Raw genomic sequence first — 17,421 nt, 5'->3', positions numbered from 1 at the left:
CGAGTCACACCGACGGTCTGAACCATCGGCATGCACCGAGCACCTGCCCCAGCGCACGCCACGAGACCTCACGCAGCTGCGCGAGGCGGTTCGGGCGGGACCGGACGGTGCTCGGTTCTTCCCGACGGGAGATCGCCCCGTTCGCACTCGCGCCTCGCGGCGCAGCAGGATCGGGGAGTTCACATCGGCGGTAACCCACGACCCTGTGAGCGGTGAAACGAACTGCACTAGCCTGTCACGGAGGCAGGCTCGAATCAAGAGTGCTGGATGGGATGCAGCTGTGATCATGGACGGGAACCGGCCTCCGACCAGGCCGGGAAGCGGACCGCGGCCCCTCGGTCTGCTCCTGCTCGTCGCCGTTCTGGCGCTGGAGACCGCAGCCGTGGCGTGCGTCACCGGGTGGCTCGTGCTCGAGCTGGTCACCACTCGCGCCGGTTCGATCGGTGGCGGGATCGCCATCGTCGTGCTCTCCTTCGTCGCCCTCGCCTGGGTCGCCGCGACGACCGTCGGCACCGCCCGGCGCCGCAGCTGGATCCGCGCCTCCGCACTCACGATCCAGCTGGTGCTGATGGCCGTCGCCCTCGGCGCGTTCCAGGGGCAGTACGCCGTCCCGGACATCGGCTGGGCGCTGCTGGCTCCCGCCCTGCTGGCCGTGGTGCTGCTCTTCCTGCCGAGCACGGTCGCCGCCACCCGCCGGGACCCCGGTCTCGGCTGACGGGCCCTGCGCGGGACCCGGGGCGGCTAGCGTCGACTGCATGGACTCCACCCGACTCGGCCTCAGCGGCCTCCAGGTCTCCTCGATCATCCTCGGCTGCATGAGCTTCGGCGCCCCCGACCGCGGGGCGCACGGCTGGAGCATGGGGGAGGAGGAGTCGCGGCCCTTCCTCCGCCGCGCTCTCGAGCTCGGCATCACCACCTTCGACACCGCCGACGTCTACTCCGACGGCACGAGCGAGGAGTTCGTCGGACGGGCGCTCGCCGACTTCGCCGTGCGCGAGGAGGTCGTCATCGCCACCAAGGTGCACGGCACGATGCGTCCGAGCGCGAACGGCGGCGGGCTCTCGCGCCGGCACATCCTCAGCGCGATCGACGACAGCCTCCGCCGCCTCGGCACCGACTACGTCGACCTGTACCAGATCCACCGCTGGGACCCGATGGTGCCGATCGAGGAGACGATGGAGACCCTGCACGACGTCGTGCGCTCGGGCAAGGCGCGCTACATCGGCGCCTCGAGCATGTGGGCCTGGCAGTTCGCGAAGGCGCAGTACACCGCGGACCTCGGGGGCTGGACGCGCTTCGTCTCCATGCAGGACCAGTACAACCTGATCCAGCGCGAGGACGAGCGCGAGCTGCACCCGTTCTGCCTCGACCAGGGCGTCGGGGTCATCCCGTGGTCGCCGCTGGCCCGCGGGCGCCTCACCCGCGACTGGGACGCGACCACCTCGCGCACCGAGACGGACCTCTACGGCAAGACGCTCTACCACCAGCAGGAGGAGGCCGACCGCCGCACGGCGGGCACGGTCGAGCGCATCGCCGCCGAGCGCGGCGTCCCGCGCGCGCAGGTCGCCCTCGCCTGGGTCCGCCAGCAGGAGGCGGTCACCGCGCCCATCGTCGGCGCGACGAAGATGCAGCACCTCGAGGACGCGGTCGCCTCCGTCGACCTCGAGCTGACGCCCGAGGAGCTCGACGCGCTCGGCGCCGACTACGCCCCGCGCTTCAACGAGGGCTTCTAGCCCTCGGCGGATCTCGATACGCCCGCTGCGCGGGCTGCTCGATCAGCATGGTGCGCCGCAACGGCGGGCGGTGGCCGCATCGTGCCGGCCGGGCAGGCGCCGGAGGCGGCCCCTCATGCTGGTCGAGTTGCCGCCGGAGGCGGCCCCTCATGCTGGTCGAGTTGCCGGCGGAGGCGGCGTATCGAGACCCGGCCGTCTGCACACGTGGATCTCGATACGCCCGCTGCGCGGGCTACTCGATCAGCATGGGCTGACGGATCGCCGGACCGCCGGAACGGCGGGCGGACGCCTTGCATGGGCCGCCGGAACGGCAGGAGGCCTCCCTGCATGCTGGTCGAGTGGCCGCCGGAGGCGGCGTATCGAGACCCGGCGGGTCAGGCCAGCTTGAGCTTCTTGCGGAGGGCCTGCACGTGGCCGGTCGCGCGCACGTTGTACTGCGCGACCTCGAGGGCGCCCTCGGGGCCGACGACGAAGGTCGAGCGGAGGACGCCGACGACCGTCTTGCCGTAGCTGTTCTTCTCACCCCAGACGCCGTAGGCGCGGTGCACGGCCATGTCGGGGTCGCTCAGCAGCGGGTAGGCGAGGCCGTGCTCGTCCGCCCAGCGGCGCAGCGCCTCCGGGGTGTCGCGCGAGACGCCGAGCACCTCGTAGCCGGCGGCCTGCAGGGCCGCGGTGCTGTCGCGGAAGTCGCACGCCTCGGTGGTGCAGCCGGGGGTGTCGGCCTGCGGGTAGAAGAAGAGGATGACGCGGCGGCCGCGCAGGCCCTCGAGGGCGGCCGGGCGGCCGTCCTGGTCGGGCAGCGTGAAGTCGGGGGCGGCGTCGCCCGCGGCGAGGCGCTCGTCGACGGGGATCGGGGGGAGGGCGGTGTCGGTCATCGTCTGCTTCCGTCGGTGGTGGCGAAGGTGGTCAGGAGGCGCTGCAGCGAGTCGAGGCGCTCCGGCCCGCTCGCGCCGAGCAGCCCGCCCTCGACCGCCTCGATGATCGCGCAGTCGGGGGAGTCGGGGAGGTGCGTGCAGCCGCGCGGACAGTTCTCGGCGAGCACGGCGAGCGTGGTGAAGGCGCCGAGGATGTTGTCGGTGTTCACGTGCCCGAGGCCGAAGGAGCGCACGCCCGGGGTGTCGATCACCCAGCCGTGCCGGTCGCCGCGCTCGACGCGCAGCGAGACCGTGGAGGACGAGGTGTGCCGGCCGCGCCCGGTCACCGTGTTGACCCGGCCGATCGCCCGGTGCGCGTCGGGGACGAGCTTGTTCACGAGAGTCGACTTGCCGACTCCGGAGTGGCCGACGACGACGGTCTCGTGGCCGAGCAGCGCCTCGGCGATCTCGTCGACGGGCGGCTCGTCCTGGCTGGAGAGGAACACCCGCAGATCGAGGCCCTCGAAGTTGCGCAGGAACGGCGCGGGGTCGGCGAGGTCGGTCTTGGTGATGCAGAGCATCGGGGTGATGCCGGCGTCGAAGGCGGCGACCAGATAGCGGTCGACGAGGCGGGTGCGCGGCTCCGGGTCGGCGGCGGCCACCACGCAGACCATCTGGTCGGCGTTGGCGACGATCACGCGCTCGATCGCGTCGGTGTCGTCGGCACTGCGGCGCAGCAGGGTCGAGCGCTCGCGGATCCGCACGATGCGGGCGAGCGTGCCCTCGTCGCCGCTGGAGTCGCCGACGACGTCGACGCGGTCACCGGGGACGATCGCCTGCTTGCGCAGCTCCCGGGCGCGCGCCGCCGTGAACTCGTGCTCCTCGGGCGTGCCGTCGCCGATCATCACCGTGTAGCGGCCGCGGTCGACGCCGAGCACCACCGCGATCTCGGCGTCCTCGTAGGCCGGCCGGTTCTTCGTGCGCGGCTTGGTCCCCTTGGGGTTCGGCCGCACGCGCGCGTCCGACTCGTCGTAGCCGTCGAAGTCGTCGAGCACACCGTCGGCGTCGAGGCCGCTGTCCGTCCACCACGACACGGGTCAGACCGCGCCCGCGAGTGCGGTCCAGAGCTCGGGGAACTGCGGAAGGGTCTTCGAGGTCGTCGCGATGTCCTCGATCGCGACGCCGGGAACGACGAGGCCGATCAGCGCGCCGGCGTGCGCCATGCGGTGATCGGAGTAGGTGCGCCAGCGCCCCGCGTGCAGCGGTGCCGGCTCGATGCGCAGGCCGTCCTCGAGCTCGGTGACGGCGCCGCCGAGGCCGTTGATCTCGGTGGCGAGGGCGGCGAGGCGGTCGGTCTCGTGGTGGCGGATGTGGCCGATGCCGGTCAGTGTGCTCGGGCCGCTCGCGAGCGCGGCGAGGGCCGCGAGGGCGGGGGCGAGCTCGCCGCCCTCCGAGAGGTCGAGGTCGACGCCGAGGATCTCGTCGCCGCCACGGACGACGAGGTCGTCGCCGTCGCGCTCGACGGTCGCGCCGAACAGCGGCAGGATGCGCTCGAGGTGCGCGCCGACCTGGGTCGTCTCGGCCGGCCAGTGCCGGAACCGGACGGTGCCGCCGGTGACGAGCGCCGCGGCGAGGAACGGCGCGGCGTTGGAGAGGTCGGGCTCGATCAGGACGTCGGCGCCGGCGATCGTCTGCGGCGCGATCGTCCAGGCGCCGGGGGTCGACGCGTCCACGCTCACGCCGCGGGCCTCGAGTGCCGCGATCGTCATGTCGATGTGCGGCTGGCTCGGCAGCGCGCCGCCCTCGTGTCGCAGGCGCAGGCCCTCGTCGAAGCGCGCGCCGGCGAGGAGCAGGGCCGAGACGAACTGGCTCGAGCGGGTGGCGTCGACCACGGCGTCGCCGCCGCGGATCGAGCCGGAGCCGTGCACGGTGAAGGGGAGCGAGCCGCGCCCGTCGTCGGCGACGTCGACGCCGAGCGAGCGGAGGGAGGCGATCGTGGCTCCCATCGGCCGCTTGTAGGCGTAGGCGTCGCCGTCGAAGGTGGTCGGCCCGAGCGCGAGCCCCGCGAGCGGCGGCAGGAAGCGCATCACCGTGCCGGCCAGTCCGCAGTCGATCGTCGTGGAGCCGAAGAGCTCCTCGGCCGGCTCGACGACGAGGTCGGCGCCGAAGGAGCCGGTGGCCCCCTCCTCGCGGATCGTCGTGCCGAGCGAGCGCAGGCCCTCGATCATCAGCGCGCTGTCACGCGAGTGCAGCGGCGCGCGCAGCACGGACGGAGCGTCGGCCAGAGCGGCGAGGACGAGCTCGCGGTTCGTCAGCGACTTGGAGCCGGGCAGCTCGACCACGGCGTCGAGGGCGCCGGCGGCAGCGGGCGCCGACCAGTCCTTTTCGCCGGGGAGCGCGCGGGCGTCGCCGTACGGATCGAACTCGGGAGCGGAATAACGCGAGAAGACCATCGGTTGTCAGAGTAGTCGGCGAACGGACCGACGGCAGGATCAGGCGGGAGGCGAGGCATGACTGCGACGATCGACCTCGTGCGACCCCGGCCGGCACGACAGGCGGCCTCCCGGCGCCGCGGCTTAGAATCGCGTGTGATGACTCGCGACGACAGCACACGCCCCAGCACCGCCGATGAGGCGCCCGCGACGGAGGAGGCCGAGACGATCGAGGAGACCGTCGAGGAGGCCCTCGACGACGTCGCCCCTGACGCCCCGGTGGATCTCCGCGCGCTGTTCGAGCAGCAGGCGCTGCCCTTCATCGACCAGCTGTACGCGGCCGGTCTGCGGATGACCAAGAACCCCTCCGACGCCCAGGACCTCGTCCAGGAGACGTTCGCGAAGGCGTTCGGCGCGTTCAAGCAGTTCGAGCAGGGCACGAACCTCAAGGCGTGGCTCTACCGCATCCTCACCAACACGTTCATCAACTCGTACCGCAAGAAGCAGCGCGAGCCGTACCAGAGCGCGATCGACGAGCTCGAGGACTGGCAGCTGGGCGGCGCCGAGTCGACCACCGCCACCTCGAGCCGCTCGGCCGAGGCCGAGGCGATCGACCACCTCCCCGACACCGCCGTCAAGGAGGCCCTGCAGGCGATCCCGGAGGACTTCCGGCTCGCCGTCTACTTCGCCGACGTCGAAGGCTTCTCGTACCAGGAGATCGCCGACATCATGAAGACCCCCGTCGGGACCGTGATGAGCCGGCTGCACCGCGGCCGGCGCATGCTGCGCGAACGACTCACCGACTACGCACGCGAGCGCGGGATCCGCGCCGCTTTCACCACCGGGAGCACGAAATGACCGACTGCGGCTGCACGAAGGCGAAGGCCGAGCTCGAGGAGTACCTCCACAACGAGCTCTGCAAGGAGGACGCCGCCGACATCCGCGAGCACATGGCGAACTGCCCCGACTGCTCCGGTGAGGCGAAGGTCGGCGTCGTGCTGACCGTCGCGGTGCAGCGCGCCTGCAAGGAGACGGCGCCGGAGGACCTCCGCGCCCAGGTGCTCGGCATGCTGCGCGACGCCCAGGCGAGCCACGCCGCCACTCCGGCGCGCATCTAGCCCTTCGACGCACCCGCTCGACGACCTCCGGCTCGCCGGAACGCGCTCGGCTCACAGGAGCCGCCCGTTCCGGCGAGCCGGAGGCGTTTCTGCGTGCCGGAGGTGTCCCGGGCAAGCGGTCGACGGAGTTCGGCGTGCGGAACGACGTCCGGCTCGCCGGATCCGAGGATTCCAGCGAGCCGACGTCGATGCTGCGAGCCGGAGCCGCCGCCGAGGGGGCGGCTCCGGGCGTCGTCAGCGCTGCAGCGCCCGGCCCAGCAGGTCGGCCTGCTCGGAGGCGTGGCGCTTCGCCGAGCCCGCGGCGGGGGAGGCGGCGGCCGGCCGCGAGACGACGCGGATCGGACGGTCGAGCTGCGGCGCGACGTTCAGGGCGATGAACGGCCAGGCGCCCTGGTTCTCGGGCTCGTCCTGCACCCAGACGAACTCCGCATTCGGGTAGCGCGCGGCGATCGCGCGCAGCTCCTCGATCGGCGCAGGGTAGTACTGCTCGACGCGCACCAGCGCGATGCCGTCGTCCGGCTTCTTCTCCAGCTCGGCCCGGAGGTCGTAGTGCACCTTGCCGGCGTGCAGGAGCACCCGGGTGACGGCCGACGCGTCCTGGATCCGCGCGTCGTCGATCACGGGCTCGAAGCGGCCCGAGGTGAAGTCCTCGACCGGGCTCGACGCCCCTCGGAGCCGCAGCATCGCCTTCGGCGTGAAGACCACCAGCGGGCGGCGCGGGCGCGAGTAGGCCTGGCGGCGCAGCAGGTGGAAGTACGACGCCGGCGTCGACGGGCGCGCGACGGTCATGTTCCGCTCGGCGCACATCTGCAGGTAGCGCTCGATGCGGGCGGAGGAGTGGTCCGGGCCCTGGCCCTCGTAGCCGTGCGGGAGCAGGAGCACGAGCGACGAGCGCTGGCCCCACTTCTGCTCGGCGGAGGAGATGAACTCGTCGATGACGATCTGGGCGCCGTTCGCGAAGTCGCCGAACTGCGCCTCCCAGAGCACGAGCGAGTCGGGCCGCTCGACCGAGTAGCCGTACTCGAACGCCATCGCCGCGTACTCCGAGAGCAGCGAGTCGTAGATCCACAGGCGGGCCTGCGAATCGGACAGGTTCATCAGCGGCAGCCACTCCTGGCCGTTGTCGCGGTCGTGCAGCACCGCGTGGCGCTGGACGAACGTGCCGCGGCGGGTGTCCTGGCCGACCAGGCGCACCGGGGTGTCCTCGAGCAGCAGCGAGCCCAGGGCGAGCAACTCGCCGAACGCCCAGTCGATCGAGCCGGAGCGGCTCATCTCCTGGCGCTTGGTGAGGAGCTGCTGGAGCTTCGGGTGCACGGTGAAGCCCTCGGGCGGCGAGTTGAACGCGTCGCCGATCCGGGTGACCACCTCGGCCTTCACTCCGGTCACCTCGGGCTCGCCGGGGTAGTCCTCGCCCTGCTGCGCGTCGGGCAGCTCGAGGTCGGCCACCGAGTCGCCGTCGGCGCTGATCACCGGGATCGCGCCGGTCTGCGCGGCGTGCGTCTCGGCGAAGGCGCGCTCCAGGCGGTCCTGGAAGTCCTGGTGCGCGCGGTCGTACTCCTCCTCGGTGATGTCGCCGCGACCGACGAGCGCCTCGGTGTAGAGCTTGCGCACCGAGCGCTTGGCCTCGATCAGGCTGTACATCAGCGGCTGGGTCATCGAGGGGTCGTCGCCCTCGTTGTGACCGCGGCGGCGGTAGCAGATCAGATCGATGACCACGTCGCGGTTGAAGCGCTGGCGGTACTCGAAGGCGAGCTGGCCGACGTGCACGACGGCCTCGGGGTCGTCGCCGTTCACGTGGAAGATCGGCGCCTGGATCGTCTTCGCCATGTCGGTCGAGTAGATCGAGGTGCGCGCCTCGTGCGGCGGGGTCGTGAAGCCGACCTGGTTGTTGATGTTGATGTGGATCGTGCCGCCGGTGCGGTACGCCCGCAGCTGCGACATCTGCAGCCCCTCGACGACCACGCCCTGACCGGCCATCGCGGCGTCGCCGTGGACGAGGATCGGCAGGGTGGTGAAGGTGCCGATGGGCTTGCGGTCCTGCTTGGCGCGGACGATGCCCTCGAGCACGCCGTTGACGGCCTCGAGGTGCGAGGGGTTCGCCGCGAGGTAGACGGGGATCTCCTCGCCGCCGGCGCCGCGGAAGGTGCCCTCGGTGCCGAGGTGGTACTTCACGTCGCCGGAGCCCTGGACCGTCTTGGGGTCCTGGGTGCCCTCGAACTCGCGGAAGATCTGGCCGTAGGTCTTGCCGGCGATGTTGGTCAGCACGTTCAGGCGGCCGCGGTGGGCCATGCCGATGGCGACCTCGTCGAGGTCCGCGTCCGCCGCACCCTGCAGGACGGCGTCCAGCAGCGCGATCAGCGACTCGCCGCCCTCGAGCGAGAAGCGCTTCTGGCCGACGTACTTGGTCTGCAGGAAGGTCTCGAAGGCCTCGGCCTCGTTGAGGCGGCCGAGGATGCGCAGCTGCTCGTCGTGGCCCGGCTTCTCGTAGCCGCGCTCGAGCTTCTGCTGCATCCAGGCGCGCTGCTCCGGGTCCTGGATGTGCATGTACTCGACGCCGACGGTGCGGCAGTAGGAGTCGCGCAGGATGCCGAGGATGTCGCGGAGCTTCAGCTGGCGGGAGCCGCCGAAGCCGTCGGTGACGAACTCGCGGTCGAGGTCCCAGAAGGTGAGGCCGTGGTTCTCGATGGCGAGGTCCGGGTGCGAGCGCTGGACGTACTCCAGCGGGTCGACGTCGGCCATCAGGTGGCCGCGGACGCGGAAGGAGTTGATGAGCTCCTGCACCCGCGAGGTCTTCGAGACGCGCTCGGCGAGGTCGACGGCGATGTCGGTCGACCAGTGGATCGGGTCGTAGGGGATGCGCAGCGCGGAGAAGATGTCCTCGTAGAAGCCGCGCTTGCCGAGCAGCAGCTCGTGCACGATCTTGAGGAACTCGCCCGAGCCGGCGCCCTGGATGACGCGGTGGTCGTAGGTCGAGGTCAGCGTGATGGTCTTGCCGATGCCGAGCTCGACGAGCGTCTTCTCGGACGAGCCCTGGAACTCGGCCGGGTACTCGAGGGCGCCGGCGCCGATGATGCAGCCCTGGCCCTTCATCAGGCGGGGCACGGAGTGCACGGTGCCGATGCCGCCCGGGTTGGTCAGCGAGAGGGTGGTCCCGGCGAAGTCGCCGGCGGCGAGCTTGTTGCCGCGGGCGCGCTTGACGAGGTCCTCGTAGGCGGCGAGGTAGGCGGTGAAGCTCAGCGTGTCGGCGCGCTTGATGCTCGGGACGAGCAGGGCGCGGGTGCCGTCGGGCTTGGGCATGTCGATCGCGATGCCGAGGTTGACGTGCGCGGGGGCGACGACCGAGGGCTTGCCGCCCGGCTCGTCGTAGTAGACGTTCTGGCTCGGGAAGTCCTTCAGGGCGCGGATCAGCGCCCAGCCGATCAGGTGGGTGAAGGAGACCTTGCCGCCGCGCGTGCGGCGCAGGTGGTTGTTGATGACGATGCGGTTGTCGATCATCAGCTTCGCCGGGATGGTGCGGACGCTGGTGGCCGTCGGGATCGACAGGCTCGCGTCCATGTTCGTGGCGAGGCTCTTCGCCATGCCGCGCAGGGGCGAGACGACGTCCTCCTCCGCGGGGGCGGCGTCCTCGACCGGCTTGCTCACGGGCGCGTCGGCCGGGATGGGCTGCGCCTTCGGCTGCTTCGAGGTGGTCTTCGACACCGAGGTCGCCGACGTGGCGGGGTGGTTGACCGCTCCGCCGGCGCTGGTCGACACGCGCTCGGCGACGGACTCCTTCGCAGGGGCCGGGGCCTGGGCGGCGGGGGCGTCCGGTGCGGCGGGCGCGGCACCGCCGAGCTGCTTGCCGTAGCGCTCGAGGATCGGCCACCAGGACTCGTCCACCGAGGCCCTGTCGGCGCTGTACTGCTCGTACAGCTCCTCCACCAGCCACTCGTTGGCTCCGAAGTCCTCCGAGCCCTGATCTGTTCCCGCTCCGGTCAACTGGCTCGACACAGCCGATCGCCCACTCTCTCCGTTGATTCGTTCTCGATCATCCGGACGGCACCGTCGCATCCGACACGCATCTGGGCGTCGTCGCCCGGTCCCGTCCCGGTCGTCAAGCCTAGCCCGGATCCTCCGGCGAACGTCCCCAGGCGGGCCGGAGTAGCGTCGTCTCCATGCGCTTCTACGGTGGAACCCCCTCCGGCGACCTCACCTACTCGGACGTCTTCCTCGTACCCGGCCGGTCCTCGGTGACCAGCCGGCTCGACGTGTCGCTCGCCCCCGGTGACGGCACCGGAGCCAGCATCCCGATCGTCTCCTCGAACATGAACTCGGTCACCGGCCCCCGGCTCGCGGCCACTCTCGCCCGGCGCGGCGGGCTCGGCGTCCTGCCGCAGGACCTGCCGCTGCAGCAGCTCGATGCGGCGATCCGCTGGGTGAAGGACCAGCCGGTCGCCTTCTCCGGCGCGCTCACCGCCTCGCCGTCGACGACGGTCGAGGAGGCGCTCGCGATCCTTCCGGCCGTCGCCGGCCACGGCTTCGTGGTGCAGGAGGAGGACGGCACGATCCTCGGCTGCGTCCCGGCCTCGCGGCTCGCGACGGCCCTCGAGGACGCCCGGCTCGGCGACCTCGTGCACGGGGCCTCCGCCTCGATCGACGCCGACGACGTCCCCACCGCGCGCGCGGCCTTCGACCTGATGGTCGCGGCCGATCTCGACTTCGCCCCGGTGCTGCACCACGGCGCGCTGGTCGGCACGCTCTCGCGCACCGGCGCGCTGCGCTCGACCATCTACGACCCGGCGCTGGACGCTGACGGGCGCCTCCGGATCGCCGCGGCGGTGGGCATCAACGGCGACGTCGCGGCCAAGTCGCGCGCCCTCGTCGCCGCGGGCGTCGACGTGCTCGTGCTCGACACGGCGCACGGTCACCAGGAGGGGATGCTGCGCGCGCTGCGCACCGTCTCGGCGCTGAAGCTCGGCGTGCCGATCGCCGCCGGCAACATCGTCACCGCTGACGCGGTGCACGACCTCGTCGACGCGGGCGCGGACATCCTCAAGGTCGGTGTCGGCCCCGGCGCGATGTGCACCACCCGGATGATGACCGCGGTCGGGCGGCCGCAGTTCTCCGCGGTGCTCGAGACGGCGGAGCGGGCCCGCGAGCTCGGCGCGCACGTCTGGGCCGACGGCGGCGTGCGCTACCCGCGCGACGTGGCGCTCGCGCTCGCGGCGGGCGCCGCCTCCGTGATGATCGGCTCCTGGTTCGCCGGCACCATCGAGGCGCCGGGGGAGCTGCGCAGCGACGCGGCCGGCCGGATCTACAAGGAGAGCTGGGGGATGGCCTCGGCCAAGGCGGTGCAGGAGCGCTTCGACCGCCTCGACCCCTACGAGCTCACCCGCAAGCGGCTCTTCGCCGAGGGCATCTCGTCGTCGAAGATCTACCTCGACCCGCTGCGCCCCTCGCTCGAGGACCTGCTCGACATGATCACCTCGGGGGTGCGCTCCTCCTTCACCTACGCGGGGGCGCGCAGCGTCGCCGAGTTCCACGAGCGCGCGCTGGTCGGGCTGCAGTCGGCGGCGGGCTACGAGGAGGGCAAGGCGCTGCCGGTCAGCTGGTGACGGTCAGCCGGTGACGGTCAGCCGGCACCCGGCGCGCGCGTGCTAGAACCGAGCGCATGACGATCGTCGACAACGCCGTGTACGTCGGCGGTCACCGCATCCGCAACCCGGACTCGCTCGAGGACACCTTCGAGCTGATGCGCGACGAGCACGGCATGGCGTGGATCGGGCTCTACCGCCCGAGCCGCGAGGAGGTCGAGGCGGTCGCCGAGGAGTTCGGCCTCCATCCGCTCGCCGTCGAGGACGCGCTGAGCGGCCACCAGCGGGCGAAGCTCGAGCGCTACGACGACGGGCTGTTCGTGGTGCTGCGGCCCGCGCGCTACGTGGACGCGGACGAGACGGTCGTCTTCGGCGAGCTGCACGTGTTCGTGGGGCCGGACTTCGTCGTCACCATCCGGCACGCCGACTCGCCGGACCTCGCGGCGGTGCGCAAGCGGCTCGAAGGGGATCCGGCGCTGCTCTCCCGCGGGCCGGAGGCGGTGCTGTACGCGATCCTCGACCAGGTCGTCGACGAGTACGCGCCCGTGGTGCACGGCGTGCAGGGCGACGTCGACGAGATCGAGGACCAGCTCTTCGGCGACGGCACCGACGACGGCCTCTCGGAGCGCATCTACCGGCTCTCCCGCGAGGTCATCCACTTCCAGCGCTCGGTCCAGCCGCTGACGGCGCTGCTGCGCGAGCTCGCCGAGGCGCCGGACGCGGCTCCGGGCGCCGACGCGACGCTCGACCACGTCGAGCTGCACCGGTCGCTCCGCGACGTGCTCGACCACACCATCCGGGTGACGGAGGCGGTCGACGCGCTGCGGGCGATCCTCGACAAGGCGCTGACCGTGCACTCGACCCTGGTCTCGCGCCGGCAGACCGAGACCGGGCTCGCGCAGAACGACGTGGTGCGGAAGATCTCGTCGTGGGCCGCGATCCTGTTCGCGCCGACGCTCGTCGCCGGGATCTACGGCATGAACTTCGACGACATGCCGGAGCTGCACTGGCGGCTCGGCTATCCGTGGGCGATCGGGTTGATGCTGGTCTTCGGCTTCGTGCTCTACGCCGTGTTCAAGCGCAAGAAGTGGCTCTGAGGGCAGTTCTGCGGCGGCGGTCCTCCCGCTAGACTCGACGCCACAATGGACGACCCCCCTTCTGCGCATCCGCCCTCGCGCCGGCTCGTCCGGCACTCCTCGATCCCGGTCCTCCTGAGCGGCCTCCTCCTCGCCGGAGGTGATCCCCGTGGGCACTGAGTGGCTCCTGCTCGGCGTCGGCCTGCTGCTGACGCTCGGCACCGGCGTGTTCGTCGCCAGCGAGTTCGCCCTGGTGAACCTCGACCGCGCCGACCTCGAGGCCCGCCGCGACCGCGGCGAGACCCGCCTCGGCATGACGATCGCCGCACTCCGCGTCACCTCGACGCATCTCTCCAGCGCCCAGCTCGGCATCACGCTGACGACGCTGCTGACCGGCTACACGATGGAGCCGGCGCTCTCGTCGCTGCTGCGGGTGCCGTTCGGCGGCCTCGGCATCCCGGACGAGGTGCTCACGCCGATCATGACGGTGCTCGCCATCGTCATCGCGACGCTGCTGTCGATGATCCTCGGCGAGCTGGTGCCGAAGAACTTCGCTCTGGCGCTGCCGCGCGCGACGGCGAAGCTGGTCGTGCCGATCCAGACCGCGTTCACCACCGTCTTCCGCCCGGCCGTCGCGCTGCTCAACGGCAGCGCCAACGCCCTGCTCCGCCTGGCCGGCATCGAGCCGAAGGAGGAGCTCTCGGGCGCCCGCAGCGCCGAGGAGCTCTCGAGCCTGGTGCGGCACTCCGCGAGCGCCGGACTGCTCGAGGAGGACACGGCCGACCTGCTCGGGCGCACCCTCCGCTTCTCCGCGCTCTCGGCCGGCGACGTGATGACGCCGCGGCTGCGGCTCTCGACGCTCGAGCGCTCCAGCACCGCGCAGGACGTCCTCGACCTCGCGCGGACCACCGGCCTCTCGCGCTTCCCGATCACGGACGACGACATCGACGACATCGTCGGCGTCGTGCACGTCAAGCAGGCGGTCGCGGTGCCGCGCGGCAAGCGCTCCGAGGTGCCCGTCACCGCGCTGCGCTCCGAGCCGCTGCGGGTGCCCGAGACGATGAAGCTCGACGTGCTGCTCACCGAGCTGCGCGGCCGCGGCTTCCAGCTCGCCGTCGTCGTCGACGAGTACGGCGGAACGGCGGGCGTGGCGACGCTCGAGGACCTCGTCGAGGAGCTCGTCGGCGAGGTGGCGGACGAGCACGACCGCTCGCGCCCCGACGTCGTCAAGCTGCCCGGCTCCACCACCTTCCCCGGCATGCTCCGGCCCGACGAGGTCCGCGACCGCGCCGGCGTCGTCATCCCGGAGGAGGGGCCGTACGAGACGGTCGCCGGCTTCGTGATGAGCGAGCTCGGCCGCCTGCCCGCCGTCGGCGACGAGGTGCCCGTCGAGGGCGGCTCGCTCCGCGTCGAGCGGCTCGACGGCCGGCGCATCGACCGGCTCCGCTTCACCCCCGACCCGGACGCGGCGGGCGAGGGCATCCCCGACCCGCTCGCCGACGTCGGCCGACCGCACCGAGGACGCCAGGAGGCCGACCATGAGTGACTGGGCAGGAATCGCCTGGCTCGTGGTGCTGCTCGCCGCGAACGCCTTCTTCGTCGGAGCGGAGTTCGCGGTCATCTCCGCGCGCCGCTCGCAGATCGAGCCCCTCGCCGAGAGCGGCCGCCGCAGCGCGATCACCGCGCTCGCCGCGATGGAGCACGCCACGCTGATGCTGGCGACGACCCAGCTCGGCATCACCGTCTGCTCGCTGCTGATCCTCAACGTCAGCGAGCCGGCGATCCACCACCTGCTCGAGGTGCCGCTGCACGCGGTCGGCATCCCGGACGAGTTCTCCGGCACGGTCGCGTTCGTGATCACGCTGGTGATCGTGTCGTTCCTGCACGTCGTGCTGGGCGAGATGGTGCCGAAGAACATCTCGTTCTCGATGCCGGACCGGGCCGTCCTGCTGCTCGCGCCGCCGCTCGTCGCGATCGCGCGCGTGATCAGCCCGATCATCGTCGCGCTCAACGCGATCTCGAACGGGGTGCTGCGGCTCTTCCGGGTCGAGCCGAAGGACGAGGCGAACAGCACCTTCACGCTCGAGGAGGTGCAGACGATCGTCGACCAGTCGACCCGCGAGGGGACGCTGCGCAGCAACGGCACCCTCCTCGCCGCGTTCGAGTTCACCGAGAAGAAGGTGCACGACGTGGCGCTGCCGCTCGACGGGATCGTCAGCCTCCCCGCCGGAGCGTCGCCGGCCGACGTGGAGCGCGCCGTCGCGAAGCACGGCTTCTCGCGCTACGTCGTGCTCGGCGAGGACGGGCAGCCCGAGGGGTACATCCACCTCAAGGACGTGCTCGACCTCGACGGCGACACCGAGGGGCCGAAGTTCCGCCTGCCCATTCCGGCCAAGCGGATCCGCCAGCTCGCCTCGATCTTCGAGGCCACCGACCTCGAGGACGCCCTCGCGATCATGCGCCGCACCGGCGCGCACCTGGCCCGTGCCTTCGACGAGCAGGGCCGGGCCACCGGCGTCCTCTTCCTCGAGGACATCATCGAGGAGTTGGTCGGCGAAGTCGACGACGCCACCCGCCGCTGAGGCGCGGGCCGGGGAGGCGGCGCTCGCGGCGTTGTCGTCGGTCGCGATACCGCCGGTATCGCTCCCTCCTCCGCCTTGCGATCACCACCTCCCCGGCCCGCGCCTCCACTTCTGGCGAGGGGGGCAGCGGCTTCGCCGGCTGCGGTGGGCGGCAGCGGCTTCGCCGGCTGCGGTGGGCGGCAGCGGCTTCGCCGACTGCGGTGGGATGGCAGCGGCTTCGCCGGCTGGGCTTCACGGCGGCAGCGTCGCCGGCTGCGGGGGCAGCGTCGCCGGCCCTTCATGCTGGTCGAGTAGCCCCGCAGGGGCGTATCGAGACCCGCCGTCGCCAGCCAGGGCGGGTCTGCAGACTCACGTGCTGACGGTGGTGGATCTCGATACGCCCGCTCCGCGGGCTACTCGATCAGCATGGTTCTCCCCTACGTATGAGGTGATCTTTCCCTAGGAGACCAGGCGTCAGCAGGCGCGCGGGTGACGAGGTTCTGCTGCGGGTGGATCTCGCGGAGGGCGGCGTCGGGGGTGCGACCTAGGCTGGCGGCATGACGGATGGGCAGAGGGAGTTCGGGCTCGCGGAGGCGGCACTGGCCGTGCGGGTGCCGCGCGCGGACGACGACAAGTACAGCCGCGGGGTGCTCGGGATCGCGACCGGGTCCGAGCGGTACCCGGGCGCCGCGGTGCTCGGGGTCGAGGCGGCGGTGCGCACCGGTCTCGGCATGGTGCGCTACCTCGGGCCCGAGCGGCCGTCCGCTCTCGTGCTCGCGCGTCGGCCGGAGGTCGTCACCTCGCCCGGACGGGTGCAGGCCTGGCTCCTCGGCTCGGGAACGAGCGCGGACGACCGCTCGGCGGGCGAGCGCGCCGCCCTGCTCGAGCCGCTGCACTCGGGGGTCCCCGTGGTGCTCGACGCGGGCGCGCTCGACCTGATCGACGAGGCCCGCGGGCCGGTGGTCGTCACTCCGCACTACCGCGAGCTGGCGGGCCTGCTCTCGCGCGCCGGGGTGGACGTCGACGCGGCCGCGATCGCCGCCGACGCCGGTGGGTGGGCGCGCCGGGCGGCGGAGCGGTTCGGGGTCTGCGTGCTGCTCAAGGGCAGCACCACGCACGTGGTCTCGGGGAGCGTCAGCCACGAGGTCAGCGGGTCGACGCCCTGGCTGGCGACGGCGGGCAGCGGCGACGTGCTCGGCGGAGTCCTCGGCGCGCTGCTGGCCGGCCGGGCCGCGGACGCCGAGAGCCGGGGCGCGACGCTCGGCGACGAGGACCTCGCGGCGGTCGCCGCCGCCGCGGCCGTCCTGCACGCGCAGGCCGGTGCCGCAGCCTCAGGAGGCGGACCGATCGCCGCCCTCGACATCGCCGAGCAGCTGCCCGGCGTCGTCGCGCGACTCCTGAACTGAACCGATCGCGTGCCCGCGCCGTTGTCCCAGGAGAGGCGGCCTCCCCGCGCGATCCGGGCATCGGAGCCGCACAGCCGCCTCATCGGAACCTCATGGCTCCCGGCCCTAGCGTCGGGACGACAGCCGCGTCCGCCCCCCACTCAGGAGAACAGACATGATCGCGAAGACCACGACTCCCGTCCGCTACGCCCTCACCCTCCTCGCCGGAGCAGGCACCCTCGCCGCCCTCGCCGCCTGCTCGAGCACCGCCACCGCCGGGACCGAGGACGCCGGCTCGAGCGCCGCCGCGACCAGTGCGCCCGCCGCGACCTCCAGCGCCTCCTCCGAGTCGACCGGCACGGACTCGACCGGCTCCGCCGCGACGGGCGCCTACGCCGACGGCACCTACGAGGCCGACGGCTCCTACACCTCGCCCGGCGGCAACGAGTCGGTCGGCGTCTCGCTGACGCTCGAGTCCGGCGTCGTCACCGCGGTCACCGTGACCCCCGAGTCCGAGAACCCGACCGGCCAGGAGTACCAGAGCCGCTTCGCCAGCGGCATCTCGGGCGAGGTCGTCGGCAAGAGCCTCGACGAGCTCGACGTGACCAAGGTCTCCGGCTCCTCGCTCACCTCCGGCGGCTTCAACGACGCCGTCGAGACGATCAAGGCCGATGCCGCCGCCTGAATCG

Annotated in this window: 14 protein-coding genes; 10 read left to right on the top strand and 4 right to left on the bottom strand. The window is 72.2% G+C overall.

Translation table 11 applies throughout. The features are described from left to right. Nucleotides 1–382: 382 nt before the first annotated feature. Together HQQ86_RS03015 and HQQ86_RS03010 are read left to right on the top strand one after the other, a co-directional pair. On the top strand, nucleotides 383–715 hold the full coding sequence (locus tag HQQ86_RS03015) for a hypothetical protein (protein ID WP_254071774.1): 333 nt from the start codon (nucleotides 383–385) through the stop codon (nucleotides 713–715). A gap of 40 nt (nucleotides 716–755) precedes the next feature. Then, nucleotides 756–1,733: an aldo/keto reductase gene (locus HQQ86_RS03010; RefSeq protein ID WP_173286345.1), complete on the top strand. Its 978-nt coding sequence runs from the start codon at nucleotides 756–758 to the stop codon at nucleotides 1,731–1,733. A gap of 374 nt (nucleotides 1,734–2,107) precedes the next feature. Here the strand turns inward: HQQ86_RS03010 and bcp are convergent, their stop codons facing one another. From bcp to aroA, 3 genes are read right to left on the bottom strand one after another with little or no spacing between them, the layout of a single operon-like run. Further along, complete coding sequence (gene bcp / locus HQQ86_RS03005; RefSeq protein ID WP_173286343.1) at nucleotides 2,108–2,608, bottom strand: thioredoxin-dependent thiol peroxidase; 501 nt, start codon at nucleotides 2,606–2,608, stop codon at nucleotides 2,108–2,110. After that, a complete protein-coding gene (gene rsgA, locus HQQ86_RS03000) occupies nucleotides 2,605–3,681 on the bottom strand; it encodes a ribosome small subunit-dependent GTPase A (RefSeq protein ID WP_173286341.1) in 1,077 nt (358 codons plus the stop codon). Before rsgA ends, bcp begins: the two co-directional genes overlap by 4 nt. 3 nt (nucleotides 3,682–3,684) lie before the next feature. After that, nucleotides 3,685–5,040: a 3-phosphoshikimate 1-carboxyvinyltransferase gene (aroA, locus tag HQQ86_RS02995; RefSeq protein WP_173286339.1), complete on the bottom strand. Its 1,356-nt coding sequence runs from the start codon at nucleotides 5,038–5,040 to the stop codon at nucleotides 3,685–3,687. A 138-nt stretch (nucleotides 5,041–5,178) separates the two neighbouring features. Between aroA and HQQ86_RS02990 the strand changes: the two genes are divergently transcribed. Both HQQ86_RS02990 and HQQ86_RS02985 read left to right on the top strand, forming a co-directional pair. After that, nucleotides 5,179–5,877 (top strand): sigma-70 family RNA polymerase sigma factor, encoded by a 699-nt coding sequence (locus HQQ86_RS02990; RefSeq protein WP_159985509.1) that lies wholly within the window; start codon nucleotides 5,179–5,181, stop codon nucleotides 5,875–5,877. After that, the gene (locus tag HQQ86_RS02985; RefSeq protein WP_173286338.1) at nucleotides 5,874–6,137 is read left to right on the top strand and encodes a zf-HC2 domain-containing protein; all 264 of its coding nucleotides are present in this window, start codon (nucleotides 5,874–5,876) and stop codon (nucleotides 6,135–6,137) included. Before HQQ86_RS02990 ends, HQQ86_RS02985 begins: the two co-directional genes overlap by 4 nt. A 234-nt stretch (nucleotides 6,138–6,371) precedes the next feature. On the opposite strand, the gene HQQ86_RS02980 is transcribed toward HQQ86_RS02985, so the two are convergent. Beyond that, entirely contained in the window at nucleotides 6,372–10,127 is a 3,756-nt protein-coding gene (locus HQQ86_RS02980) for a multifunctional oxoglutarate decarboxylase/oxoglutarate dehydrogenase thiamine pyrophosphate-binding subunit/dihydrolipoyllysine-residue succinyltransferase subunit (RefSeq protein WP_173286336.1), read from the bottom strand. A gap of 164 nt (nucleotides 10,128–10,291) precedes the next feature. On the opposite strand from HQQ86_RS02980, the gene HQQ86_RS02975 reads away from it, so the two are divergent. From HQQ86_RS02975 to HQQ86_RS02950, 6 genes are all read left to right on the top strand, one after another. Then, entirely contained in the window at nucleotides 10,292–11,731 is a 1,440-nt protein-coding gene (locus HQQ86_RS02975) for a GuaB1 family IMP dehydrogenase-related protein (RefSeq protein WP_173286334.1), read from the top strand. A 56-nt stretch (nucleotides 11,732–11,787) separates the two neighbouring features. Next, nucleotides 11,788–12,807: a magnesium/cobalt transporter CorA gene (gene corA / locus HQQ86_RS02970; protein ID WP_173286332.1), complete on the top strand. Its 1,020-nt coding sequence runs from the start codon at nucleotides 11,788–11,790 to the stop codon at nucleotides 12,805–12,807. A gap of 148 nt (nucleotides 12,808–12,955) precedes the next feature. Then, the gene (locus tag HQQ86_RS02965) at nucleotides 12,956–14,332 is read left to right on the top strand and encodes a hemolysin family protein (RefSeq protein ID WP_367948530.1); all 1,377 of its coding nucleotides are present in this window, start codon (nucleotides 12,956–12,958) and stop codon (nucleotides 14,330–14,332) included. Continuing rightward, nucleotides 14,325–15,368 carry a hemolysin family protein gene (locus HQQ86_RS02960; RefSeq protein WP_123444413.1) on the top strand — a complete coding sequence of 348 codons (1,044 nt, stop codon included), beginning with the start codon at nucleotides 14,325–14,327 and terminating at the stop codon, nucleotides 15,366–15,368. The genes HQQ86_RS02965 and HQQ86_RS02960 overlap by 8 nt, the downstream gene beginning before the upstream one ends. Nucleotides 15,369–15,904: 536 nt before the next feature. Next, entirely contained in the window at nucleotides 15,905–16,753 is an 849-nt protein-coding gene (locus HQQ86_RS02955) for an ADP/ATP-dependent (S)-NAD(P)H-hydrate dehydratase (protein ID WP_173286330.1), read from the top strand. A gap of 154 nt (nucleotides 16,754–16,907) precedes the next feature. Further along, nucleotides 16,908–17,417 carry an FMN-binding protein gene (locus tag HQQ86_RS02950; protein WP_173286328.1) on the top strand — a complete coding sequence of 170 codons (510 nt, stop codon included), beginning with the start codon at nucleotides 16,908–16,910 and terminating at the stop codon, nucleotides 17,415–17,417. Nucleotides 17,418–17,421: the final 4 nt, after the last annotated feature.

It is taken from the genome of Rathayibacter sp. VKM Ac-2857 (assembly GCF_013205025.1).
Lineage (GTDB): Bacteria > Actinomycetota > Actinomycetes > Actinomycetales > Microbacteriaceae > Rathayibacter.
This window is presented reverse-complemented; position numbering and strand designations above follow the sequence as displayed.